Annotated in this window: 20 protein-coding genes; 13 read left to right on the plus strand and 7 right to left on the minus strand. The window is 36.9% G+C overall.

What is annotated here, in order from left to right; translation table 11 throughout:
• Window positions 1-58 precede the first annotated feature (58 nt).
• Window positions 59-1,486 carry an oligosaccharide flippase family protein gene (locus tag KYG33_RS17595; RefSeq protein WP_077413779.1) on the minus strand — a complete coding sequence of 476 codons (1,428 nt, stop codon included), beginning with the start codon at window positions 1,484-1,486 and terminating at the stop codon, window positions 59-61.
• A 100-nt stretch (window positions 1,487-1,586) separates the two neighbouring features.
• Here KYG33_RS17595 and KYG33_RS17600 point away from each other — a divergent pair, with 100 nt between their 5' ends.
• Window positions 1,587-2,924, plus strand: a complete 1,338-nt coding sequence (locus KYG33_RS17600) for a dihydroorotase (protein WP_180565086.1) — start codon at window positions 1,587-1,589, stop codon at window positions 2,922-2,924.
• A gap of 155 nt (window positions 2,925-3,079) precedes the next feature.
• Here KYG33_RS17600 and KYG33_RS17605 read toward each other — a convergent pair whose 3' ends face one another.
• The 3 genes from KYG33_RS17605 to KYG33_RS17615 form a co-directional block, all read right to left on the minus strand.
• Window positions 3,080-5,377: a GH92 family glycosyl hydrolase gene (locus KYG33_RS17605; protein ID WP_219072140.1), complete on the minus strand. Its 2,298-nt coding sequence runs from the start codon at window positions 5,375-5,377 to the stop codon at window positions 3,080-3,082.
• Window positions 5,378-5,454: 77 nt separating this feature from the next.
• Entirely contained in the window at window positions 5,455-6,138 is a 684-nt protein-coding gene (locus KYG33_RS17610; protein WP_077413776.1) for a response regulator transcription factor, read from the minus strand.
• Window positions 6,139-6,140: 2 nt separating this feature from the next.
• Entirely contained in the window at window positions 6,141-7,403 is a 1,263-nt protein-coding gene (locus tag KYG33_RS17615) for a sensor histidine kinase (protein WP_219072141.1), read from the minus strand.
• Between the two features lie 148 nt (window positions 7,404-7,551).
• On the opposite strand from KYG33_RS17615, the gene KYG33_RS17620 reads away from it, so the two are divergent.
• From KYG33_RS17620 to KYG33_RS17660, 9 genes are all read left to right on the plus strand, one after another.
• Window positions 7,552-7,962: a DUF1573 domain-containing protein gene (locus KYG33_RS17620; RefSeq protein ID WP_034695742.1), complete on the plus strand. Its 411-nt coding sequence runs from the start codon at window positions 7,552-7,554 to the stop codon at window positions 7,960-7,962.
• A 174-nt stretch (window positions 7,963-8,136) separates the two neighbouring features.
• Window positions 8,137-9,018 carry an SDR family oxidoreductase gene (locus tag KYG33_RS17625; protein WP_047382900.1) on the plus strand — a complete coding sequence of 294 codons (882 nt, stop codon included), beginning with the start codon at window positions 8,137-8,139 and terminating at the stop codon, window positions 9,016-9,018.
• Between the two features lie 84 nt (window positions 9,019-9,102).
• The gene (locus KYG33_RS17630; protein WP_077413773.1) at window positions 9,103-11,043 is read left to right on the plus strand and encodes a M1 family metallopeptidase; all 1,941 of its coding nucleotides are present in this window, start codon (window positions 9,103-9,105) and stop codon (window positions 11,041-11,043) included.
• A gap of 182 nt (window positions 11,044-11,225) precedes the next feature.
• Entirely contained in the window at window positions 11,226-12,113 is an 888-nt protein-coding gene (locus tag KYG33_RS17635; protein ID WP_198424137.1) for a DUF2589 domain-containing protein, read from the plus strand.
• A 15-nt stretch (window positions 12,114-12,128) separates the two neighbouring features.
• Window positions 12,129-12,827 (plus strand): hypothetical protein, encoded by a 699-nt coding sequence (locus tag KYG33_RS17640; RefSeq protein ID WP_219072142.1) that lies wholly within the window; start codon window positions 12,129-12,131, stop codon window positions 12,825-12,827.
• Complete coding sequence (locus KYG33_RS17645) at window positions 12,827-13,405, plus strand: hypothetical protein (RefSeq protein ID WP_219072143.1); 579 nt, start codon at window positions 12,827-12,829, stop codon at window positions 13,403-13,405. Before KYG33_RS17640 ends, KYG33_RS17645 begins: the two co-directional genes overlap by 1 nt.
• A 12-nt stretch (window positions 13,406-13,417) precedes the next feature.
• Window positions 13,418-14,680 carry a S8 family peptidase gene (locus tag KYG33_RS17650; protein WP_219072144.1) on the plus strand — a complete coding sequence of 421 codons (1,263 nt, stop codon included), beginning with the start codon at window positions 13,418-13,420 and terminating at the stop codon, window positions 14,678-14,680.
• A complete protein-coding gene (locus KYG33_RS17655; protein ID WP_077413769.1) occupies window positions 14,677-14,880 on the plus strand; it encodes a hypothetical protein in 204 nt (67 codons plus the stop codon). Before KYG33_RS17650 ends, KYG33_RS17655 begins: the two co-directional genes overlap by 4 nt.
• 66 nt (window positions 14,881-14,946) lie before the next feature.
• A complete protein-coding gene (locus KYG33_RS17660) occupies window positions 14,947-15,774 on the plus strand; it encodes an endonuclease/exonuclease/phosphatase family protein (RefSeq protein WP_077413768.1) in 828 nt (275 codons plus the stop codon).
• Between the two features lie 4 nt (window positions 15,775-15,778).
• On the opposite strand, the gene KYG33_RS17665 is transcribed toward KYG33_RS17660, so the two are convergent.
• Both KYG33_RS17665 and KYG33_RS17670 read right to left on the minus strand, forming a co-directional pair.
• Window positions 15,779-16,465, minus strand: coding sequence for a response regulator transcription factor (locus KYG33_RS17665; RefSeq protein ID WP_077413767.1), 687 nt, complete (start codon window positions 16,463-16,465; stop codon window positions 15,779-15,781).
• A complete protein-coding gene (locus KYG33_RS17670; RefSeq protein ID WP_077413766.1) occupies window positions 16,455-17,777 on the minus strand; it encodes a sensor histidine kinase in 1,323 nt (440 codons plus the stop codon). The genes KYG33_RS17665 and KYG33_RS17670 overlap by 11 nt, the downstream gene beginning before the upstream one ends.
• A 114-nt stretch (window positions 17,778-17,891) precedes the next feature.
• Here KYG33_RS17670 and KYG33_RS17675 point away from each other — a divergent pair, with 114 nt between their 5' ends.
• From KYG33_RS17675 to KYG33_RS17685, 3 genes are all read left to right on the plus strand, one after another.
• On the plus strand, window positions 17,892-18,725 hold the full coding sequence (locus tag KYG33_RS17675) for a GLPGLI family protein (RefSeq protein WP_077413765.1): 834 nt from the start codon (window positions 17,892-17,894) through the stop codon (window positions 18,723-18,725).
• Window positions 18,726-18,897: 172 nt separating this feature from the next.
• The gene (locus KYG33_RS17680; RefSeq protein ID WP_219072145.1) at window positions 18,898-21,267 is read left to right on the plus strand and encodes an outer membrane beta-barrel family protein; all 2,370 of its coding nucleotides are present in this window, start codon (window positions 18,898-18,900) and stop codon (window positions 21,265-21,267) included.
• A 106-nt stretch (window positions 21,268-21,373) separates the two neighbouring features.
• Window positions 21,374-23,239 carry a M1 family metallopeptidase gene (locus KYG33_RS17685; RefSeq protein WP_219072146.1) on the plus strand — a complete coding sequence of 622 codons (1,866 nt, stop codon included), beginning with the start codon at window positions 21,374-21,376 and terminating at the stop codon, window positions 23,237-23,239.
• A 36-nt stretch (window positions 23,240-23,275) separates the two neighbouring features.
• Here KYG33_RS17685 and KYG33_RS17690 read toward each other — a convergent pair whose 3' ends face one another.
• Window positions 23,276-24,661 carry a phosphatase PAP2 family protein gene (locus KYG33_RS17690; RefSeq protein WP_180565093.1) on the minus strand — a complete coding sequence of 462 codons (1,386 nt, stop codon included), beginning with the start codon at window positions 24,659-24,661 and terminating at the stop codon, window positions 23,276-23,278.
• Window positions 24,662-24,714: the final 53 nt, after the last annotated feature.

Here is a 24,714-nt window from a genome sequence, read left to right on the forward strand (position 1 = left end):
ATTTATATCTTTTTAATATTTGAATAGGTTTGTTTACTATCAAAATAAAGACCAAAGTTTAATTTTTTCTGATTCTCGATAAAATCAAGTCTTTTTCGGAATAAATCAAAATTCCGGTGAAGATCAGAAACAGGGCATTACTTGTTAGAATATTATAATTAAGATATTTTACAATGATAAAACTAAAGATCGCAAGTAATATAAGGAAGAAGGACATTTTCTTCATTCTGTAAGGAATAGGATAATATTTCTGCCCCAGAAGATAAGATACAATCATCATAATAACATAGGCTCCAAACGTAGCCCACGCAGAACCGATCATGCTGTGATAATAGGTTAAGGCTAAAAGATTAAGGGCAATGTTTATTCCTGCTCCAAGCCATGAAATAACAGTTCCTACACTGGTTCTGTCCGTTACTTTATACCAGGTGGAAAAGTTATAATATATTCCGAAGCAGAGATTGGCAATAACAATAATCGGGATGATGTCTATAGCGATCCAATAAGATTTGTTGGGAATGAAAACTTCTTTCAGCCAGGATATATTGGCGATAATTCCTAACGCTACGGCACAGGCAAAAAAGGAAAAGTATTCTGCTACTTTGGCATAAGTCTTTTTGGCATCACCTTTATCCATTTGTTTAAAAAAGAAAGGTTCAATACCCATTCGGTATGCTGTGACAAACAAGGTCATCAGTACAGCCAGTTTATAGCAGCCACCATAAGCACCGGCTTCTTCGTCTGAAATATGATTTCTCTGGATAGATTTATCAAAATTTTCATTGACCATAAAAGCCAGACCTGCCAGCATGAGCGGAAAGGAATATTTGATCATACGCCCGAACAAAGAGGTCACAAACTGAAATCTTACTTTTAATATAATAGGAAGGAGTAATAAAACTCCTAAAGCGCTTCCTGCCAAATTACTGAAGAACGGATAATCTACATTTTGGTCCAACCCAAAACTTTTGGATATGTTTTCCGGAATCCAGAAGAATAATGCTGCTGTAAAAACAGCCTGAAATATAGCCTGAACAACTCTTACAGCAGAGTATTTGATGGGTTTATTATGAAAACGCAGCCATGCAAACGGAATCACCAATAAATTATCAAAAAATGCAATCAAAGCAAACCATCTGATGTATTCAGGATTATCATGATACCCTAAATAATCTGCAATAGGCTGATTGAGTAAATAGCACAATGCAAGAAAAACCGTGGACGTTGAAAACAAAAACCAGAATGAAGTATTGAACGTTCTTTTTTCATTACCCTCTTCAGCTGAAAAACGGAAATATGCCGTTTCAAAACCGAAAGAAAGAATGATATTAACAAAAGAAATCCACGCATAAAGCTGGGTGAAAATCGCAAAACCTTCATTGGGAATTTTATAAATCAAAAGTGGATTCAGGATGAATAAAATAATTCTGGGTGCTATAGCCCCCGCTCCATAGATGATTGTCTGCCCTAATAGTTTCTTATACAAAGTCGAAATTTTTTACAAATGTAAAACTTTAAGTATTCGTTTGGTGATTTTGGGGTGAATTAAAACATAAAATCTTAATTTTACGGGGAAATAAATTGAAATGAAAGTTCTTATAAAAAACGTAAATATCGTCAACGAAGGAAAAGTCTTTGAAAGCGATATCCTAATAGAAAATGACTTAATTTCCAGGATAGCTGCTGATATTTCTGAAGAAGCAGATCAGATCATTGATGGTTCAGGAAAGTATCTTCTTCCGGGAGTAATCGATGATCAAGTACATTTCCGTGATCCGGGACTTACTCATAAAGGAGATATTGAAAGTGAATCAAGGGCGGCGATTGCCGGTGGAGTTACCAGCTTTATCGATCAGCCCAATACAGTACCGAATGCTGTTACCCAGGAACTGTTAGCAGATAAATATGAGATTGCTTCCCAAAAAGCTTATGCCAACTATGGTTTTATGATGGGAGGAACCAATGATAATCTGGAGGAGGTTTTGAAAACAAATCCAAGAAATGTTCCCGGAATCAAATTATTCTTAGGCTCATCTACAGGAAATATGCTGGTGGATAATCCGGAAACACTGGAAAATATTTTCAGCAATACCCAAATGCTGATTGCTGTTCACTGTGAAGATGAAGCTACGATCAGAGCCAATACTCAAAAATACATGGATGAGTATGGTGAAGATATTCCTGTAAAATTCCATCATTTGATCAGAAGCGAAGAAGCATGTTATATATCTTCTTCCAAAGCTATTGAACTTGCCGAAAAAACAGGAGCGAGACTTCATGTTTTTCATCTTTCGACAGCAAAGGAAATGGAACTTTTCAGAAATGATATTTCTTTAAAAGATAAAAAGATCACTGCTGAGGTGTGTGTTCACCATCTGACTTTTACCAATGAGGATTATGAAACAAAAGGCGGACTTATCAAATGGAATCCGGCTGTAAAAACTCAAAAGGATAAAGATGCCCTTTGGGAAGCATTGTTAGATGACAGAATTGATGTTATCGCTACAGATCACGCTCCACATACTGCAGAAGAAAAAAATAATGTATATACAAAATGTCCTTCAGGAGCACCTTTGGTACAACATTCATTAGTTGTGATGCTGGAAAACTATAAAAACGGTAAAATATCCCTTGAGAAAATCGTTGAAAAGATGTCTCACAATCCTGCCATCCTTTTTAAAGTTGAAAAAAGAGGTTTTGTGAAGGAAGGATATAAAGCAGATTTGGTTTTAGTTGATTTAAATGAAAACTGGACGGTTTCTAAAGATAATTTACTGTACAAATGCGGTTGGAGTCCTTTGGAAGGAATGAACTTCCACTCGAAGGTTACCCATACTTTTGTCAATGGACATCTTGTGTATGATAATGGTAAAATTGCAGAAGAAAAATTCGGAGAGAGATTGCTTTTTGAAGCTAGGGATTAATAAGATATAACCGAGGAATATAGTCTCAGATTAACCTGAGATTGTCAAGATAATTCAATAGGAGCGGGCTTTAGCCCGCTCTTTTATTTTAAATCTTCCATTGGCTTTAGCCAAAACTTGTTCTTAGCTCTCGCAGATCTGCGAGAATATATTTTTTACTTTTTCGCCTTACTGCCCATATAAAATGTCAGCTTCCCACCATTCATAATCTCAGAATGCTTCAGCGTAAAGGTTTTAATCTCTTTTCCATTCAAAAGAACCTTTTGAACATATACATTTTTCGGACTTTGATTAATAGCTTCAATTTCAAAAGTTTTTCCGTTTTCCAGATTCAGTACAGCAGCAGCAATCGCAGGACTTCCTATTGAATAATCTTCTGAACCGGGTGCTACAGGATAGAAGCCTAATGAACTTAAAATATACCAGGCACTCATTTGTCCCGCATCATCATTTCCGCCCAATCCATCTGGTGTAGCTTTATACTGCATTTCCAAAATACGGCGGATCTGTGCCTGTGCTTTCCATGGCTGTCCTGCCCAGTTATAAAAATAAGCGACATGGTGAGCGGGTTCGTTTCCGTGAACATATCCCCCAATGATTCCTTCCCGGGTAATATCTTCAGTGTCTGCAAAGAATTCGTCAGGTAAATACATCGTGAACAGTTCATCCAGCTTTGAGGCAAATTTCTTCTTTCCACCCATCATCGTGATCAGCTCATCCGGATTTTGGGGAACAAAGAAACTGTAGTTCCATGAATTTCCTTCAATAAAGCCCTGTCCATGAGTGCTTAACACATCGAAATCTTTTTTAAAGCTTCCATCTGCCAGACGCGGACGCATAAATCCTATTGTTTTGTCAAAATTATTTTTCCAGTTTTCAGATCGCTTGATAAACTGATTGTAAATTTCTGTTTTGTTTAAATGTTTTGCCAATTGAGCAATAGCCCAGTCATCATAAGCATATTCCAGTGTATTGGAAACTGAAGTTCCGCTTTTCTCAGCCGGAATATATCCAAGATCGATATATTGGCCGATTCCTTCATAATTTCTTTTGTTAGCCGTTTCTATACATGCTTTTAATGCTTCTTCAGGATCTCCTTCATAATTTCCTTTAATAATAGCATCTGCCACTACACTTACACTGTGATAACCACTCATACACCAGTTGTCATTGGCATAATGTGACCAGATGGGCAGCATTTTCATAGAAAACTGGTTATAATGAGCCATCATAGATTTTACCATATCACTATTCCGTTTGGGCTGAATAATATTAAAGAATGGATGAAGAGTACGGTAAGTATCCCATAAAGAGAAGGTCGTATAATTGGTAAAGCCGTCTGCTTTATGAAGGTTCTGATCCAGACCTTTATATTCTCCATTAACATCCATGTAAGTCGTTGGATTGATAAAGGTGTGATACATCGCGGTATAAAAATTCGTTTTTTCCGTATCAGAACCTTTAATGACAATTTTATTTAATTCCTTATTCCAGCTGCTTTGAGTCTGAGCCTTAACCTGATCGAAATTCATACCTCCGGCTTCTTTTTCCAGGTTTTCCAAAGCGTTGGTTTGACTTACAGGAGAAATGGCAAGCTTTACTTCAATAGCTTCATTATCATTAGTGTCAAAATCGAAAAACATCTTCAGGTTCTTTCCCGCAATCTCAGGGAAATTCTGATTTTGGTCAAATTTTCTCCAAAACCCTTTATAAACCTGCTTCTCATCGTAGTTTTTCTGACCATAAGATTTAAAAGGTTTTGAAAACTTCATCGCAAAATAAACCGTTCTTGTTCTTGCCCAGCCATTGGTCTGGCGATATCCGGTGATGGTATTTCCGCTTTCTACACGCACGTATGTCCATACATTTTTTCCATCATAATTGTAAATACCTGCCATGAGATCCAGAATAATATGGGACTGATCAGACTTTGGGAAAGTATAGCGGTGGATTCCCACTCTTGGTGTTGCTGTCAGCTCTGCCAGAATATTGTGATCATCCAGTTTTACTTTGTAATATCCAGCTTCAGCTGTTTCGTTTTGGTGAGAAAATCTGCTTCTATAGCCGCTTTCAGGATTGGAAGCTGTTCCGGGATTCAGTTGAAGCTTTCCTACCATTGGCATGATCAGAAAATCTCCAAGATCGGAATGTCCCGTTCCACTGAAGTGGGTGGAACTGAAACCTACAATGGTTTTATCTTCATAGCGGTAGCCGGCGCAGTATTTATAAACCTCGCCATTGTATTTTCCGTTAAGTTCATAAGAAATAGTATCTGTTTCAGGGCTTAGCTGTACCGCACCAAAGGGAACTGTAGCTCCGGGATAAGTATGGCCCATTTTTTCAGTGCCGATCAGCGGATTGACGTATTGTATTAATTTTTCAAATTTTTGGGCATGAAAGTTTGCACTTAAAAATAATAGAGAAAGAAAAACAATGGGTCTGTGATTTTTCATTAATGACAATTTTTCAAAGTTTAAAATTAATTAAAATCATCATTTGCTATTGTGTTTTAGATAAATTCAGGTACTATTTATTCTTTTTCAGAAAAACGAAAACCTATTCCATGCAGGTTTTCTATTAAAACATTCCGTTCTTCGGCAAGCACCTTTCGCAACCGGGAAATAAATACATCGAGGCTGCGCCCCATAAAATAGTCATCATCACCCCAGATTGCCTTCAGAATATCCTGCCTTTTGACAACCAGATTCTTGTGACAGATAAAATACAAAAGAAGGTCAGATTCTCTTTGGGTAAGAGTAATGCTGTTTTCTATGCCTTGCAGCGTATAGTTTTTGGGATCAAAATCATACCTTCCTACTTTATACTTTAGAGGGGAAGTATCTGTTTTCTTGGTGCGTTTCAGGAAAACTTCAATTTTCAGCATCAGTTCTTCAATACTGAATGGCTTTACCAGATAATCATCGGCACCTATTTTAAGACCTTTTATTCTGTCTTCTTTTAACGCTTTTGCAGAAATGAAAATAATAGGGATCTCAGAATTTTTACTGCGGATATGTTCGGCTACTTCAAATCCGTTCATGCCGGGCATCATAATATCCAGCAGGCAAATATCAAAATTCTGACTGTTAAATGCTTCCAATGCTGATTCACCATCCGAGTAACAGCTGATGTCATAATAACTCTCAAGACTGTCTTCCACCAGGAAAGCTATTGTTTTGTCATCTTCGGCATATAAAATTTTAGATTTCTCCATACTTACACATGATTATTTGAAAACGGAAAAAACAGGGTAGTAGTAATTCCTTTATCTTCATTATTCTCAACAGAAATTTTCCAGTGATGCTGTTGAACGACTTTCTTTACATAAAATAATCCCAATCCAAAACCATTCACTTCCTCACTTCTTTTGGTGTGTACCCTATAAAATTTTTCAAAAATATGAGGAATATTTTTAGCGGGAATTCCCATTCCGTTGTCTTTAAACTTTAAATATAAACCTTTTGAATCTTTATAAGCTGAAATTTTAATCACTGGCTTTGTTTCACAATACTTGATGGAATTATCCAATAGGTTATAAATAATGTTGGTAAAGTGGAATTCATCGGCCATTACTGAAGTACTGTTTTCAATATCAATCTCGATGCTGAGGTCTTTATTTTTGTACTCTATACTATCTGCAATCTCCTGAATAAAGGGAAGCAACAGAATTTTTTGGGACTTTAATGACAGTCCTGCGGCATCATTTTTAGCAATATTCAGTATTTTCTCAATATGATTGTTAAGCTTATGACTTTGGTTGATAATGATGGATGTATAGGTCTGCAATTTGGAATTGTCCTGCACCAGATCCTGCTTATTGAGTGCCTCTGAAGCTAAAAGTATCGAAGATAGAGGCGTTTTAAACTCGTGAGTCATATTATTGATAAAGTCACGCTGCAACTCCGAAAATTTCTTCTGCTGAATAATGGTATAAATAGAATATACATACACCAGAAGAATGATAATAAGGGCAAATGTAAGAAGATACCAGAACCTTAATGAACTGATCAGATAAGTTGTTTTATCAGGAAAACGTATCGAAAAATAATAAATCAGATTTTTGTGCTTTGGAAAGTTGATCACTTTATTACTGGGACTTTCCTGGTGTGACGTCATGTACTTTCCGTACACCATTTTGTCACTGTGACAGTTGTATAAGGCATAAACATAATCTGTATTGATCTGGAAACGGGTAAATTCTGTCTTCAGATAATACTCCAGCACTACAGGATGAAATTCATTGTTAATATTTACCACATAATAGTCATTCGCAATATTCTGTACAGGGTTTTCAGTATAGGACGTCTTTCCTCCGGAGAGTTTTTCCGCAACTTCCATTAAGGCAATATTGACCTTCTGATTAAATTTTTTATCTTCAAGATTATAAGCCTGACGGGTCCACATCAGCTGTGCTATTAAAATTCCGATAATAGCAATAAATCCCAGCGTTATTATAATATTGAGTCTTTTTATTTTCATTTCCTGAAACAATATTATCCAAAATTATCTATTTATCTTTTATTATTAACAACTCGTTAACAAATGTTTGACAGCGGTTAACAAGTTGTAATCACGGTCTGCTTTACATTTGCTATATCGAAATAAAATAATATTAAAATTTATACTCATGAAAAAACTAAAAATTACAGCTCTTTTGGCAGTATTGGCATTCTCTCCTTTTTATGCTAATGTACTTACTGCAGACGCTCCATCCATTGTAAAAATGGTAGCTGATGCTATTAAATGGAAATCAGAATCTATAGACGTAGGAAATATTCCTCAGGGGAAACCAAAATTGATCAGATTTGAATTTACCAATACAAGTTCAAAACCAATCATTATTCAGAATGTAGCGCCTTCATGCGGATGTACAACAGCTGATTATACAAAAACTCCTATCCAGCCAGGAAAAAAAGGATTTGTAGAAGCTAGCTATAACGCAGCGGCAGCAGGTCCGTTTATGAAGACTGTAAATGTTACCACAAGTGACAGCAAAACTCCTAAGACACTTTCTTTCAAAGGAGTGGTAGCTTCTTAATATATCGTTTTAACAAATAAAAAATAGCCTGATAACAATTATCAGGCTATTTTCTTTTTAAATATTTGATTAGTTTTTAAAATAATCTAAAGAATAATTATTTGTAGCATTATTTCTCAATCTATTTTAAAGGATTGCATTTCAATATTTATTATTTTTAAGAAAAAATAATTTATGAGTCTATATACACAACCTATGCTGCGCGAAGGTGCACTAAAAGATAAAGTAGCAATTGTAACAGGAGGCGGAAGCGGTCTTGGAAAAGCGATGACTAAATACTTTCTTGAACTGGGCGCCAAAGTAGTGATTACTTCCAGAAATCTGGAGAAGCTACAGACAACAGCTAAGGAACTGGAAGATGAAACAGGAGGTAAAGTACTTTGTGTAGCGTGTGATGTAAGAAACTGGGATGAAGTGGAAGCGATGAAAGAAGCTACCCTGAAAGAATTCGGAAAGATTGATATTTTGTTGAATAACGCTGCCGGAAATTTTATCTCTCCAACAGAAAAACTGACTCACTCGGCTTTTGATTCTATTCTGGATATTGTTTTAAAAGGAACAAAAAACTGTACTCTTTCTGTAGGAAAGCATTGGATAGATTCTAAAACTCCGGGAACTGTATTAAATATCGTAACAACTTACGCATGGACAGGTTCTGCCTATGTAGTACCATCTGCCTGTGCAAAAGCAGGAGTCTTGGCGATGACCCGATCACTGGCTGTAGAATGGGCAAAATACGGAATCCGTTTCAACGCTATTGCTCCAGGACCTTTCCCTACAAAAGGAGCTTGGGACAGACTTCTTCCGGGAGATCTTCAGGAGAAATTCGATATGAAGAAAAAAGTTCCGTTGAGAAGAGTAGGAGAACACCAGGAGCTTGCCAATCTTGCTGCTTATCTGGTTTCTGATTATTCAGCATATATGAATGGTGAGGTAGTAACCATTGATGGAGGAGAATGGCTTCAGGGAGCCGGAGAATTTAATATGCTTGAAGAAATTCCTCGTGAAATGTGGGATGCTTTAGAAGCCATGATTAAAGCAAAAAAATCAAATTAAATTAAACTTATATTAAAAAAACTCCCGGATGTGTAACAATTCCGGGAGTTTTTTTTACCTATACAGTAAAATAATATTTTTCATATGAATTTTAAACTTCCAACCCTCGTTTCCACCGTTGCAGTTATCCTGTTTTCAGGCTCTGTACATGCGCAGGAAACCCCAAAATATGATTATGTAGAGGCATTTAAGCCGTTTTTCTATCCGCAGACAGGTACAGCAACACGTTCTGCAAGCGGACAGCCGGGACATGCTTATTGGCAGAATTCAGCAGATTATCATTTGAATGTCAGCCTGAATGAAGATAAAAAAGAGATTACCGGTACAGCGCAGATTACCTATACCAACAACAGCCCGGATAAATTAGGTTTTCTTTGGCTGCAGCTGGATCAGAACCTGTTTGCAAAAGATTCCAGAGGAAACGGTGTAGTTCCGCTTTCGGGAAGCAGAAACGGAGCTCATGGTGAAGAATTTAATGGCGGATATAAAATTAAATCAGTAAAGCTTGACGGAAAAAGAGAGGTGAAATATACCATTACCGATACCAGAATGCAGATTGATCTTCCAAAGGAACTGAAAGCCAATGGAGGAGTTGCCAAAATAGAAATTGAATATTCTTTTGTCTCTCCCGAATATGGTTCAGACAGAATGGGAATACAGGATACCAAAAACGGTAAAATATTTACTATGGCACAATGGTACCCGAGAATGTGTGTGTATGATGATGTCATGGGCTGGAATACGCTTCCATATCTTGGAGCTTCGGAGTTTTATTTGGAATATGGGAACATTACAGCCAATATTACGGTTCCTGCCAATCATTACGTAGTAGCATCCGGAGAACTTCTGAATGAGAAAGAAGTCTACAGCAAAGAAGAGATCAACAGATGGAACGAGGCAAGAAACAGTGATAAAACGGTGATGATTCATCCTGAATCTGAAATCGGTAAAAATAAAGCTTCCGGTACAAAAACATGGAAATTTAAAATAACACAGACCAGAGATTTTGCCTGGGCTTCTTCTGCCGGATTTATTTTAGATGCTGCAAAAATTAATCTGCCTAGCGGAAAAAAATCATTGGCTATTTCTGCTTATCCGGCAGAAAGTGCTGGTGAAAAAGCTTGGGGAAGATCTACAGAATATACAAAGGCTGCCATAGAACATTATTCAAAAAAATGGTATGAATACACATATCCGGCAGCTACCAATGTAGCAGGAAATGAAGGCGGAATGGAATACCCGGGAATTGTATTCTGTCATATGGATTCCAAAGGAGAAGATCTTTGGGGTGTTACAGATCACGAGTTCGGGCACAACTGGTTTCCTATGATCGTAGGCTCTAATGAAAGGCTGTTTGCATGGATGGATGAAGGATTCAATACATTCATTAATGGACTTTCAACTGAAGCTTTCAATAAAGGAGAGTATTATAATAAACCGAATCTGGCAAGATCAGGAATGTATCTGCTGACGGACAGCCTGGAGCCTGTAATGGTAGGACCGGACAATATGAAAGAAAGAAGTATCGGTGCTTTGGCTTACTATAAGCCGGGAACAGGATTGGATGTTTTAAGAGAAACTATTCTCGGACCTGAAAAATTTGATAAAGCATTCAGAACATATATAGACCGTTGGGCTTTTAAACATCCTACACCATGGGACTTCTTCCACACCATGGAAAATGTTTCCGGAGAAGAACTGAACTGGTTCTGGAGAGGGTGGTTCTTTAATAAATGGAAAATTGATCAGGCCGTTAAAAATGTAAAATATATCAATGGTGACTTTAAGAACGGAGTTCAGATCACTGTTGAAAATCTTGGGCAAATGCCAATGCCTACCACGGTACAGTTAAAATTCAAAGATGGAACTGCACAAACAGTGAAAATTCCTGTTGAGGTTTGGAAAAGAAATAAAGAATGGACATTCAAAGTAGATTCTACAAAAGAAATAGATGAGGTGAAGCTGGATCCGAATTCAGTAGTTCCTGATGTCAACCTGGAAAACAACAGCAAAAAACCTGCATAGAATGTTTTGCTGATAAATATCGATGAATCTATATGTCACAAAAGCCTGAGCTTACCATCGTAAGTTCAGGCTTTTATTTTTTTAGGGTGTTTTTCCGGGGTAAGTAGAGGTGTTCTCCTGCAATGTTTGAGTGGTCTGCAATATAATTTTGTCCTACAATATTAATCAAAAACAAAAACAACATGGAAACATTAAAATCGGTGCTTGAAGCAAGCCACGCCAAAAAAACAAAAAGTGAGTTAATTGACCTTTTGTCAGGAGTTGAAAAAGTTCTTACTCCGGCAGTCTATGAAAAAGTATCAGGAATCGAGACTTCAGAATTAAGCGCATTGACCAATAAAGAACTGTTAGGTATCGTAGAAGATTTCAAAAAGAATTATGATGAAAAGTGGGAAAAATCCTTTTCCGGAGTTTCTTCAGAAATCATGAAGCTTATTGCGGGTAAAATGGCTGCTGATGAAGAGATTTTCAGAACTTCAGACGCTGCCAGTGCAGATTTTGCAGCAGAATTGGGAAGTATCGACTTTGCTACGATCATTGGCGGACCTTTGGATGCGTGCGTAAAAGCACAGTCTAATGCCTCTATTGCTACCGTTAATTTCATCAATGAAGTTGGGTTTGAACTTACAGATCCTGCTAATGCTGCCAGTGCTAAAAAACTGAGAATGGCAGAATTCAAATACAAAAAAAATATTCCGAATCCGGATTTTAAAGAAGATGAGCCAGTAAGTGCCACCAACCCTAAAACGATTCCGAATGATGTAGAGATTTCAGTTCCGTTTATTGCATTGCTGAATGTTCCAAGTTTTAGAATTGAAACCTGTGAAGTAGACTTTAATGTTAAACTTAATTCTACTTACACGAAGGACGTAAGCGACGAATTCGGTATTAACGCAGGAGTATCCGGAGGATGGGGACCTGTAAAATTCAAAGTGGATGTATCTTACAAAAGAACTTCCAGTACAGGTATCAAGGTTGAAAAAGAATATTCTCTTGGGGTAAAAGTACGTGCAACCAATGACGAAATGCCTGCCGGACTTGAAAAAGTGCTTGGGCTTCTTTCACAATAATTTATTTTACGAAAGATGATAAAACTATCAGATTACCTGGATTATCTCAACAACGAGATAATTCAGGCTCGTAAAAAGGCAGACGAAAATGCTGTTCTTATTGCAAAAGAATATGCCCGTCATGAATATCTTAAATATTTTAAGGTTCCACGATATGCCCTGCCCAGTGTAAAGATGGATATTCCGATCAAAATTACAGATATAGATTCAGCTCCCAAATATAATTTTAAACTGAATCAGGATCAGTTCGTTACAGAACTGAATGAGAGAATTCGCCTGGTGAACAAGGAGAAAAAGATGAATATTCCTCAAATTACCCTAAAACAGATTCAGACCGAAGAGTTCAAAACACTGTTCAGTAAACTGGAAAAAAATGATCAGAAATTCGGAAAGCTTCCTGCCAATGAAGTTCTTAAGCTGGATCTCAGACACCAAGTACAGCTTCTTAATTCCGGAATCTTTCGGCCTCAAGATGGCACAACAGAAGACGAAACTGATGAATTGAAAGAGATTTTTTCAAAGATTCTGCTGAATAAATATACGCTGGTGAATGCAAAACTGAACAACATCTACATAGATCCCAATACCAGCGCCGCGGAAGATAAAGATAAACTATTCATCAACCTTCATGTGGAAATGGAGGAAGAAGGAATCAGGATTGTGTCCTACAAAGATAAAGACGGTAATGAAATAGAACAGATAACTTTTGAGTAATGCAGGAACTTATTCACTTTACGGTACAGAAAATTAAGGAGCTTCTGGAACATTTCAATGATGTTCAGGCTTTGTATCTGTCAAAATCATTTGACTTTGATGCCCGGTTTGACGTATTTCTTAATGAGGTTCTTGAATATTTCCGTACCAAAGGAAACACCAGCCACGAATCTGAAGTGTTGAAGATTATGAATATGATTTCTACCGTTAAAAGAGGTTTTAATCCTATTAAAATGGAGAAAATAGCGACTGGAAGACGAGAGCTTCTCGGAGGATTTTCATTCAACGGAATGGAAAGTATGTATGATATTCTGATGGAAATATATACTAAGGAAAATAAAAAGCTTGACGATGCAGAAGAACTTATCTCAGGAATCATTGTTTCATTATATCATAATGGTATTCTGGATGATGAAAAACTAAAGGATATGAATTCCGTTCCCAAAATTGAAAGTTTCTGGAATTCACTTGTTGAGCAAAATACAGCCATATCAGGAATTAATAAAAAACTCAGATTGTCCGTCATTCCGGAGGATATTTTTCTTATTCTGGAAAAGGTATTTCTGAAATTAATTTAAAAAAACATCATTATGAAAACCGGAAGATATATCGTTTTGCTGCAGGATCAGCAGAAAACTGCACTCAAAAAAATAGAGAAAGAGCTTGAAGTGAATATTACTTCTTCAGAGTTTCTCTCCAAAGAAAAGCGTTCCTATGAAATCATTGATCGGGATAACGGAGTGCTTTACAAAAACCTGGGAGTTCTTGTGGTGGAAAATATGGATGAAGATCAGTTGAAAAGTGCTGTAAAAAATGAATCAAATCCTATTATTTATTACGAAAAGGAAAGAGAATTTTTTCCTGCAGATGAATTACAGTTGATTAATGAACTTAAAAAACAATCTGCCGGACTCGCAGAAAAAATTTCAGAACTTGAAAAATATATTACTGGCAAACCTTTACCTCAACAATCATTTGTTGAAATGGAGTGGGGATTAAAAGCTATTGGGCTGGGAAATGCCAATTATACGGGAAAAGGTATTGATGTCTGCATTCTGGATACCGGACTTGAAACTTCCCATCCTGATTTTTCCTCTGAAGAAATTGAAGGCAAATCTTTCATAGGCGGTGAAGACTGGAACCGGGATCCCAACGGACATGGTACTCATTGCGCAGGAGTAGCAACAGGAAATATCAGAAGTGATAATGGAAACCGTTATGGAATTGCCAGAGGCTGCAATCTGAAAATTGCAAAAGTACTCGCGGATAATGGAAGAGGTACTACCAGCAGTGTAATAGACGCTATAGACTGGGCGATTACGAAAAAAATCAGAATATTATCTCTTTCGCTGGCATCCCCGGTGAAATTGGATGACCAACCTTCTGTTTTATTTGAAACCATCGGAGAACGGGCGCTGGAGAATGGCTGTCTTATTATAGCGGCCGCAGGAAATGACAGCAGCAGGCCACAGATTCCGCAACCCGTTTCAATGCCGGCTAATTCAAAATCAATTATGGCTGTTGGAGCTATTGACAGTCAAATGAAGATCGCCAGATTTTCAAACGCAGGAATCAATCCTTCCACAGGAGGAAATATCAATGTCTGTGCTCCCGGAGTAGATATTGTAAGTGCCTATCCTAAAAACGCAAAGAACAAAAATAATTTGTATTACAGCATGAGTGGTACAAGCATGGCAGCGCCGCATGTTTCCGGACTTGCTGCTTTGTACATGGAACAGTTTCCGGATAAATCAGCAAAAGAGATCTGGGAACTGATTGAAAAAAAAGCAAGGCCTATTGAAGGCATAAAATACAGAGATATTGGAAACGGTTTAATACAGGTATACTTATGATCACTTATCTCGCAGTTTTAAAGAAAGATATAAATTTTAAAAAGCTTGAAGTTCTTCTCAAAAGTAAAAGCATAAAACTGGCCTCTCATTATAAAACCATAGGCGTTGTAAAGCTTGAAAGCCCGTTACCGGTTTCGGAGTCCGGATTTCAGGAATATTTTATATCTATAGAAGAAGAAAAAGATAATTTAACAATATAATCACATCAATAAAGCTTTTCTGTCGCGGAGAAGTTTTATTTTTGTCTCTTACTGATAAAATAATATATGAATTTCAGATTTTCAATGGTGTTTCTGATGTTTTTTGCATTAGGATTTTCACAGGACCTTACCGTAATGAGTTTTAATATCAGACTGAATGTAGAGTCTGATAAAGACAATGCCTGGCCAAAAAGAAAGCAGGATGTTGCAGATTTGCTGACCTATTATCATCCTGATTATTTCGGAGTACAGGAAGCGCTTCCGGAACAGATGAAAGATATTAAAACAGGATTAAAAAACTATAATTATATAGGAGTAGGAAGAGATGATGGTAAAGAAAAAGGAGAATTTTCCGCTATTTTTTATGATACGAACAAACTTGAAGTTGTAAAATCAGGAACGTTCTGGTTATCTGAAACTCCGGAAAAACCCTCAAAAGGCTGGGATGCTGCATTGAACAGAATCTGTACCTATGCTGTATTTAAAGATAAACAATCAAAGAAAGAATTCCTGGCGATGAATCTTCATTTCGATCATGTAGGAAATGTAGCAAGGGTAAAATCTTCCGAACTTATCCTGAAAAAAATAAAAGAACTGAATCCAAAAAATCTTCCGGTAGCACTGAGCGGAGACTTTAACCTGACAGATGATTCAGAACCCATTAAAATTCTTTCACAGAATATGAAAGACACTTTCTACCATTCTGAAACCAAACATTACGGTCCGGTAGGAACTTTTACTGGCTTCAACGTCAATGAAGTTCCAAAAGACAGAATCGATTATATTTTTACACAAGGTTTCAAAATAAGATCTCACCGACATATCAATGACAGAAGAGAAAATCTTTTGTATCCATCAGACCATTTTCCGGTGATCGTGAACCTTTCCCTATAAAAAATCAGTTGGTTGGAAAATCGACTTCAAATCCAATTCCTCTCAGGGATTGGATTTTTATTTGAGGATCACTGTTGAAATATTTACGGAGTCTGCTGATGAATACATCAAGACTTCTCCCGGTAAAGTAATCATTCGTTTCCCAGAGATTATCCAGAATATTATCTCTTGTAATAATAGTACGATTATGCTTCAGAAGATACAGCAGCAATTCTTGTTCCCGTATGGTCAGCCGGTTGTTTCCGTTAGGATGTGACAATAGAAGTTTGGTAGTATCCAGTGAAAATGCTCCGATTTTTATCTGACTTTCTGTAACGGCCGGAAGTGTTCTCTTTAAAATATTTTTAATTCGCAGAACAAGTTCTTCAGGATCGCAGGGTTTGGGGATATAATCGTCAGCACCTATTTTTAATCCGGTAAGGCGGTCTATTTTTTGATTTTTAGCCGTTAAAAATAACAATGGAAAATTACTTTTTTCCTTGATGATCATTTTAGCCAGCGAGAAACCGTCTATATTGGGCATCATCACATCCAGAATTCCTATCTGAAAAGGAAAATCAGTCTGAAGTAAGGGGACTACATCTTCAGGATTCTGAAACCAGCTGACTTCAAAATCTTCCAATTCAAGATATTGCTTAAGAATCATTCCGAAATCCGGATCGTCTTCTGCCAGAAGAATTTTAGTTTTCATAAGGAATTGATATTTTAAAAGTACTGCCCAAATTAAGCTGGCTGGATACCTCTGTTTTGCCGCCATAATTGGCAATAATTTTCTTCACGAAATAAAGTCCTAGTCCAAGCCCTTTACTATTATGAATATTGTTATTCTGTATTCTGTAGAATTTTTCAAAAATGTTCTTCAGCTCTTTTGTTTCCATGCCGTGACCGTTGTCAGAAACTTCGATTTCTAATTGTTGAGAACTGTTACGGATATTTATTTTCACAACAGATGCTCCATATTTGACACTGTTTTCACAAAGATTTTTAATGACTGTTTCCATCAGGTTTTTATCATAGGGAAGCTTTTGTGAAACTGAATTTTCAAGTTTAAAATCAATATCAGAATAAGTAACCGCAAGATCCTGAATGAAAAAATCCCAGTCTTCAGGCTGTATGGCTGTCATCTCATCCGGTATTTCATTCTTATGAAGCTGGAACATCAGGCTTTCAAGCCGGGAAATCTGCCTGTCGATAAGAGGAAGTGTTTCAGGATTCCATTCTTTTTTTAATGCTTTTGAAGCTATTTTTAAAGTAGCGATCGGAGTTTTAAACTCATGTGAAATGTTATCCACAATGGTGTGGAGAACTTCTACCTGCTTTTGCTGCTGGATCAGATTTCTGATCGTGAAGATATAGAGCAGAAGGACTCCGGAAAGAAGTATAGCACAGCAAATAATCAGTAAAGTAAGCTCTTTGAAAACAATACTCTTTATATTCTTAATCTCAAAATCTGTCTGGGTTTTGACAAGAAAAGTATTTCTTTTTTCAACCTGACCTTTATCCGAATCATCTCTTTTGGTGGTTGAAGTTTCCCAACTTCCGTTACTTGCAATACGCGGCTTTTTAAGCTTATCCTGTGTCTCAAAAATAACAATAGGTTCTGTAATTATTTTTGTGCTGTCTGGCAGATGAACAATTGAAAGATACCGGATTCTTGCAGAAATCTCATATCCGTCTTTCTGGTAGCGGCTGTCAATATAATGGATCAGTCTTTCTCTGGCAGACTTTCTGTTTTCTATAAAATAATTCAGAAAATCCTTTTTATTGATCTCCTTATTATGATATTGTATAATGATTTCCTGAAGGGAGTCGTCATTTTTCTCTTTAGCTTCCTGAATGTCTTCCAGACCGTCTGTATAATTGGTAAGCCCGTCATTCACGGATCTGTAGATGTCCCTCTCTTTTACCTGATAGGTTTTATACATAAAGTAAACCTGTATTCCCAGTAAAAGGAGGAACAGGGCGGCAAAAACCGAAATCAGAATTTTACTCTTGGCTATCATTGAAACAAAGATAAAACTTTAACATTTTACTGAAATAGTATTTTTATCATTAACCTTTTATTAACCTGATGGTTAATGAGTTTTTGGTAATTTTAGAAAATTAATGACCATTTAATGAAAAAGACACTCATTCTTCTTATTCTGATGCTTGGGATGCAGATTAATGCGCAAACCCACCGCTTTATATATGAACTTCAATACAGATTTGAACCCAATGGTACAAGTTATGATAAAGAAGAAATGGTGCTGGATATCAATACGGAGGAAGTGAAATTTTATGAATTAGAATTTTTAGTAAGCGATTCCCTGAATATTCTTCACGGGGGAATTTCTTCTCAACATACCAGCCAGTCCGGACAAACCATTATCCGAAAAAGAAATTCCAATAAAAATAAAAACTTTGTTCAGATCATGATGATGCCTTATTATTATGTTTTTGAAACAGAGGATAATATCCAGTGGAAAATAGAGGCTGATACTAAAAAGATCAATAACTATAATTTACAAAGAGCAACTGCTGTGTTTGGAGGAAGAAACTGGACCGCGTGGTTTACGCCGGATATCAACATTCCTGAAGGACCCTATAAATTCAGAGGATTGCCGGGACTGGTTCTCTATGTGGAAGATGATAAGAAAGATTTTATATATTCTTTCTCCCGAAATAAAAATCTGCCAAAAACATACGATACAAAAAGCTTTCTTGAAAAACATTATTCACTGGATCCTATTGCCATTGACTTAAAAAAATGGGTAAAACTGAATCTGGAGTTTTACAATGATCCATATGCCAGAATGAGAACCGAATTTCAGCCGGACTGGAATGTCCGCATTAATGGGCAGCAAATCAAAAGCAAAGAAGAGTTTGCAGGTTTGACTAAACAAACGCAGATAGACATCAAAAAATATTATAATCCGATTGAACTGGATAAAGCCATTCCTTATCCATAAAAAAATATACTCTATTGATTTTAAAACCTGAATTTACGAATTCAGGTTTTGTTATTTTAAAGAAAAGACATTAACCTATCATTAACCCATCGTTAACCGAAATTCTCCCTTTCAATACAGATTTTTGTAGCCATAAAACAGAACAATGTTTTTGTTAGGATAAAAAATTGCCATGTATAAAATTCTTTTTTTTCTGTGTTTTCCGGTTTTGATTCTCGCCCAGAAACAAAAAGTTGGAGGAATAGTTACGAATACTGAAAATGAAAAGCTTTCGTCGGTAAAAGTTGAGCTGTATAATTCTCAAAACACATTAATTAAAGAATTAAAAACTGATGAAAACGGAAAATTTATACTGGAGGGAATAGCAGAACAGGAGGTAAAACTGGTAGTTAAAAATCAGGGATACTCTTTATTTGAGAAAAAACTTGATCTGACAAAACTTGAACCTCTGAATATTATCCTTAAAAAAGAATCTCAGGAAATAGAAGGCGTTGTAATGACGAAGCGTAAGCCTTTGGTGAAAAGAAAAGTAGACCGTCTGGAATTTAATGTTGAAAACAGTAATATTTCATCACTCAATGCCTGGGAAATTCTAAAAAATACACCGAGTGTCACCGTAAATAATGAGGTGCTCGGAGTAAAGGGAAGCACCGGAATTTTGGTGACCATTAATGATAAAAAGGTAATGCTGACGGGAGATGAACTGAAAAACCTTCTGGAAAATACACAGGGAGATGAAGTGAAATCTGTAGAAGTGATTACTAATCCGCCTGCGAAATATGAAGCTTCAGGAAGTGCAGTTCTCAATATCGTTCTGAAAAAGAATAAAATTGAGGGCTACCGGGGAATTCTCTCATCCAAATATGTGCAGACACAATATGCGAAAGGCGTTTTTGGTCTTTCCCAATATTATAAAAAAGATAAACTTTCCATTATGGGAAGCTATTATAGAGGGCTGGGAACATACTACCGGGAAGGAACAGACTATGTGAACTATCCGGAAAGCCAAACCCGATGGGTCAGTACGATGAACAGGAAGGATAAAAACTATAACCAGAATACCCTGAATTTTAATGTGGAGTATGAATTGGACAGCTTGACCAATGCAAGCCTCAACTATTCAGGGTATTTTTCTCCAAAATCCTTCGGAACCTACAATGTTCCTACACTGATCTATAATAATCAGGATATCGTAGAATCTAATTATACCACGATCAACGATCACCGCTCACGTTCCATTAATAACTCTGTAAGTTTTCAGATAGACCGGAAGCTGAATAAGAAAAGCAGTCTTTCGTGGATCAATTATTTTACCGGAAACAACGCCGATAAATACCAGAATGTAATCACCAGTCTGAACTTTGCAGGCCAGCTTCCAAAAGAAGATAATTTCCTTACAAAGAATAAAGCGGATGTTCAGCTGTATTCCACACAATTCGATTATCAGTGGAAAAATGATAAACTGGAGCTGGAATCCGGAGCAAAATATAGTTTTGTAAAGACCAACAGTCAACTTGATTTCTCTGATAATGAAAATGGAGTACTGCAATACCGCCCGGAAAAGAGCAGTATCTTTGATTATAAAGAACATAATTTTGCCCTGTATTCTTCACTAGCCTATAACATTGGAAAATGGACTTTCAAAGGAGGGCTTCGTGCAGAAATGACAGATCTTGAAGGCGTGGTCTCTGAACCTTATGAATTGAATAAAAGCAATTACTGGAAATTTTTCCCCACTTTTTACGCACAATATACCACAGAAAATAAACAGGAATTCGGTTTCTCTTATGGGAAAAGGATCAGCAGACCTTCCTATTCATGGTTGAATCCTGCGAAATCTTATTACAATCTGTTTTCATACTATCAGGGAGATCCGAAGTTAAAAGCAACAATCACCCATAATCTCAATCTTACCTATTCCTGGAAAGACTGGAATCTGGATCTGTATTACCGAAAAGAAATGTATCCGTCTATGGAAATTTCATATCAGGAACCCAGTACCAACAGCCTCATTTATTACTTCACGAATATTGAAAAAGGAGAAGCTTTCGGATTGAGTCTGTACAAAAACTTTCAGGTCAAACCATGGTGGAATATCATTATGTCTGAAAATCTTGAACACAATGAAAATTATTTCAAAGGTACAGACGGATTGCTGTATAAAAATAAAGTCTGGAACTGGGTCTCCAATATTTCAACAAGTTTTACCCTTGATAAAAACAACGATTGGAAGATGGAAATGGGACACCGCTACTATTCTCCAGGAATACAAGGGACTTTTAGAATTTCTGCGGCGTGGTCGGCATATTTTGTAATGAACAGAAAGTTCCTGAATAAAAAACTGGAAGCAAGTCTTATATTCACTGATGTTTTCAGAACAACAGGTCAGAAAGTCAGTACAAAATACGCGAATCAGGATAATTATTTCCTCGATTATACGGATGCTCAAGGCATCTCCTTTTCACTGAAATTCAACTTTGGAAATCAGTCTGTGAAAAATGCAAAAACAATAAAGAAAACTGCCGAACAAGATAGGCTGTAGAATAATATGATATAAACATCATTACAATAAGATATTATTATAAAAGAAATAACCTACTGATGTTACATTTTTGCTATTTTTGACACCTATCTTTAAAAAGGTCATTATGAAGAAAATTTTTTCCGGAATGCTGATGGTCGTTTCCTTACTGCAATTGTCTGCACAGGAACTCTATATGCCGAGGAATATCAAAAAAGCATATGAAAAAGGGACCCGTGATATCTCCGGAGCACCAGGTAAAAACTATTGGCAGAATAAAGGAGCCTACAATGTGGATGTGAGGGTGGACGCCAATACAAAAATAGTTTCCGGAAAAGAAACAATTCTCTATACAAACAATAGCCCGGATAGCCTGACTGAACTGGCCATACGTTTTGTGAATAACCTTCATAAACCGCAGTCGCCAAGATCAGGATTTGTGTCTAAAGATTTTCTATCTTCAGGGCTTAAGATCAAATCTTTCATTGTAAACGGTGAAAAATATGATGTCAACAGTGACGACTGGAGTACCGTTGAAAAAGTAAAATTAAAAACAGCTTTAAAATCTAAATCAAAAGCTGAAGTAAAAATTGAATGGGAATATCCGCTTTCAGTACAGAGTGGAAGAGAAGGACAGATAGATCCTGAAACATTCTATGTAGCCTATTCTTTTCCAAGAATTTCCGTGTATGATGATTATAACGGATGGGATATGCTTCCACACTCAGACAGACAGGAGTTTTATAACGACTTCAACGACTATAGTTTTGCCATCACCGCACCCAAGAATTTTGTAGTCTGGGCAACAGGAGATTTCCTGAATCCGGAAGCCGTACTTCAGCCGGAATATTTAAAAAGATACAAAGCTTCATTAAAAAGCGATAAAGTAATGCACATTGCGACAGAGCAGGAAATGAAGTCTGGTAAAGTAACCAAACCGAATAAATGGAATGTCTGGAAGTTTAAAGCCAGTCACATCACAGATTTCTGTTTTGCAATGAGCAACCATTATGTGTGGGATGCAGCAAGTGTTCAGTTGAAATCAAAAAGAGCAAGTGTTCAGGCAGGATATAAAAATGGGGCAAAGGATTTTGAGCACTATGTAGACTGGATGCGTTATAATCTTGATTGGTTCTCTAAAAACTGGCCGGGAGTAGAATATCCTTATAACGTAATGACTGCTATTCAAGGTTATGCAGATATGGAATATCCTATGATGATCAACGATACCAGTATTCCTGATGATCTTAAGGATGCAAGGCTGACAGCAGATCACGAAATTGCTCATACCTATTTCCCTTTTTATATGGGAATCAACGAAACAAGATATGCCTTTATGGACGAAGGATGGGCGACCACATTGGAATACCTTATAGGAATTGATGAAAACGGAGAAGCTGCAGCTAAGGAATTTTATAAAAATTTCCGTGTTAAAAAATGGATCAATGATCCATCTTCAGAACAGGATCAGCCGGTGATTACGATGAGTACGCAGGTAAGTGGAGCGGGATATGGAAACAATTCCTATGTGAAAGCATCATTATCTTATCTGGCTCTGAAAGATTATTTAGGAGATGAACTGTTCAAGAAGGCATTACATCATTATATGGACAACTGGAATGGAAAGCATCCGGTTCCATGGGATTATTTCAACTCTATGAATACAGGTTCAGGGAAAAATCTGAACTGGTTCTTCCAGAATTGGTTTTATACCAATAATTATATTGATTTAAAAGTAGCAGAAGCCTCTCAAATGAATGATATGCTCACCATAAACGTTACCAACGTAGGTGGATTTGCTATTCCATTTGATGCAATATTGTCTTATGAGGACGGAACCACAGAGAAGCTTCATTTCTCACCCTCTATTTGGGAGAAAAATCAAAAGATGACCGATCTTGTAATCCCCATTAAGAAAAAAGTGAGATCTGTACAGCTTGATGGAGATCTGTTTATGGACTATACACCGGACGACAACCGTAAAAACTTATAAAAATGAAAGCCTTCAGATTCTGGAGGCTTTTGTATTCTAAAAGTAAGCAGTTAATCTTAATCCTAATGTAATATAACTGATTTTTTCTTTAGCAATCAGGTTGTTAAGTTCCTGATCCAACTCATCACCTTCCTTAATTTCATCGCTGAAATGATAACGGATGGTGGAATTGATCATATTATAATCCGTATAAAAAGTAAGACCGAGTCCAGGATTGAATTTATAGGTCATAGAGGCTCCCGTATTCCAGCGGAAAGCAGGTTTAGGTTTGTATCTGGCTATCTGAAGTTCATGATTAGGAGCATCTATATTATCTCCTTTTACAAATACTTGTCCACTGGCAGTTGCAGCATATCCTCCGGTTGCTTTCAGCATAAGCTGCCATTTATCCGAAAACTCATGGGAATAATAAGGTCCGATACCCGCAGACAGAAAGCCCATGGATTGGGTTTTGATTTCATGGTCTCCAAAATCCTGCCCATCATCAAAGGTTATTCTTTGAGATTTAATAGGAAAGCTGCTGAAGGTTACATCTGCACCTACACCCCATTTTTTTGAAAAGAAATAAGCGCCTTCCAATCCGCCTTCAAACCCGATTTGTTTTTTGTCATCCAGTTCAGATTCCTTCAGGAAGTTGGTTGTCCCGAGTGCTGTACCCATTTTCAAAGCAAGAAAAGAAGGATAATCATTTCCCTGTATTCTTGATAAGATGCTTATATTATCCCCTTTATTCTTGTAAATTTTATCAATAAAAAAATACCCGAGTTCTGTTGATATAATTCCGATACCAGCTCCCGCAAGAATATCCGGAACCCAGTGTCTGTTATTTAAATTTCGACCAAGTCCTGTAATAGCGGCAGAACCATACCCTGCAATACTGTAGGCTGGGTTTACCATACCATATTCTTTGTGCAGAAAACTTGCATTGGTAAAAGCCATTGCAGCATGCCCTGATGGAAAAGAATTATTTTTGGACCCGTCCGGGCGTTCAACTTTTGCAGTATATTTAATAGAATTGACTAAAATAGCCATGATGACTAAACTTGTACCATAAGATAAAGTTGCTCTTCCAATATTATTCCGGCCCTTTACGCCTGCCAGTTTTAATCCGTAAACAGTTGCAGCCGGAGCGTACTGAAGATAATCATCAAATTTCACTTTGAAGTTAGGAAGATATCGGTTTCTTACCTCGCGGATATTCTCCTTTTCTCCCCATGTAGCAGCCGCAGCTGTAAAAAGAAGGGCAGGAGCCACTGATTTTTTCACCCATTCCTTTTTGAAAAAAGGTGTCTTCTCCTGAATGGCATAGCCGGAATTAATTAATGTAAGATCTTCCCTGAGATTTCGGGATTGGAGAGTATCCTGTGCCTTAATACAGGATAAGTGCAATAGTATTCCTAATGCTAATGCTAGTTTTTTCATCGTAGTGGTGCTGAAATTTAAGTCACGTAAAAATATTAAAAAAATCTATCTCA

The organism is Chryseobacterium sp. D764 (assembly GCF_019317325.1).
Classification (GTDB): Bacteria; Bacteroidota; Bacteroidia; order Flavobacteriales; family Weeksellaceae; genus Chryseobacterium.

Coding starts and splice junctions, on each gene's coding strand:
- KYG33_RS17600 (WP_180565086.1), top strand. CDS start 1,587: ATGAAAGTTCTTATAAAAAACGTAAATATCGTCAACGAAGGAAAAGTC.
- KYG33_RS17605 (WP_219072140.1), bottom strand. CDS start 5,377: ATGAAAAATCACAGACCCATTGTTTTTCTTTCTCTATTATTTTTAAGT.
- KYG33_RS17610 (WP_077413776.1), bottom strand. CDS start 6,138: ATGGAGAAATCTAAAATTTTATATGCCGAAGATGACAAAACAATAGCT.
- KYG33_RS17615 (WP_219072141.1), bottom strand. CDS start 7,403: ATGAAAATAAAAAGACTCAATATTATAATAACGCTGGGATTTATTGCT.
- KYG33_RS17620 (WP_034695742.1), top strand. CDS start 7,552: ATGAAAAAACTAAAAATTACAGCTCTTTTGGCAGTATTGGCATTCTCT.
- KYG33_RS17625 (WP_047382900.1), top strand. CDS start 8,137: ATGAGTCTATATACACAACCTATGCTGCGCGAAGGTGCACTAAAAGAT.
- KYG33_RS17630 (WP_077413773.1), top strand. CDS start 9,103: ATGAATTTTAAACTTCCAACCCTCGTTTCCACCGTTGCAGTTATCCTG.
- KYG33_RS17635 (WP_198424137.1), top strand. CDS start 11,226: ATGGAAACATTAAAATCGGTGCTTGAAGCAAGCCACGCCAAAAAAACA.
- KYG33_RS17640 (WP_219072142.1), top strand. CDS start 12,129: ATGATAAAACTATCAGATTACCTGGATTATCTCAACAACGAGATAATT.
- KYG33_RS17645 (WP_219072143.1), top strand. CDS start 12,827: ATGCAGGAACTTATTCACTTTACGGTACAGAAAATTAAGGAGCTTCTG.
- KYG33_RS17650 (WP_219072144.1), top strand. CDS start 13,418: ATGAAAACCGGAAGATATATCGTTTTGCTGCAGGATCAGCAGAAAACT.
- KYG33_RS17655 (WP_077413769.1), top strand. CDS start 14,677: ATGATCACTTATCTCGCAGTTTTAAAGAAAGATATAAATTTTAAAAAG.
- KYG33_RS17660 (WP_077413768.1), top strand. CDS start 14,947: ATGAATTTCAGATTTTCAATGGTGTTTCTGATGTTTTTTGCATTAGGA.
- KYG33_RS17665 (WP_077413767.1), bottom strand. CDS start 16,465: ATGAAAACTAAAATTCTTCTGGCAGAAGACGATCCGGATTTCGGAATG.
- KYG33_RS17670 (WP_077413766.1), bottom strand. CDS start 17,777: ATGATAGCCAAGAGTAAAATTCTGATTTCGGTTTTTGCCGCCCTGTTC.
- KYG33_RS17675 (WP_077413765.1), top strand. CDS start 17,892: ATGAAAAAGACACTCATTCTTCTTATTCTGATGCTTGGGATGCAGATT.
- KYG33_RS17680 (WP_219072145.1), top strand. CDS start 18,898: ATGTATAAAATTCTTTTTTTTCTGTGTTTTCCGGTTTTGATTCTCGCC.
- KYG33_RS17685 (WP_219072146.1), top strand. CDS start 21,374: ATGAAGAAAATTTTTTCCGGAATGCTGATGGTCGTTTCCTTACTGCAA.
- KYG33_RS17690 (WP_180565093.1), bottom strand. CDS start 24,661: ATGAAAAAACTAGCATTAGCATTAGGAATACTATTGCACTTATCCTGT.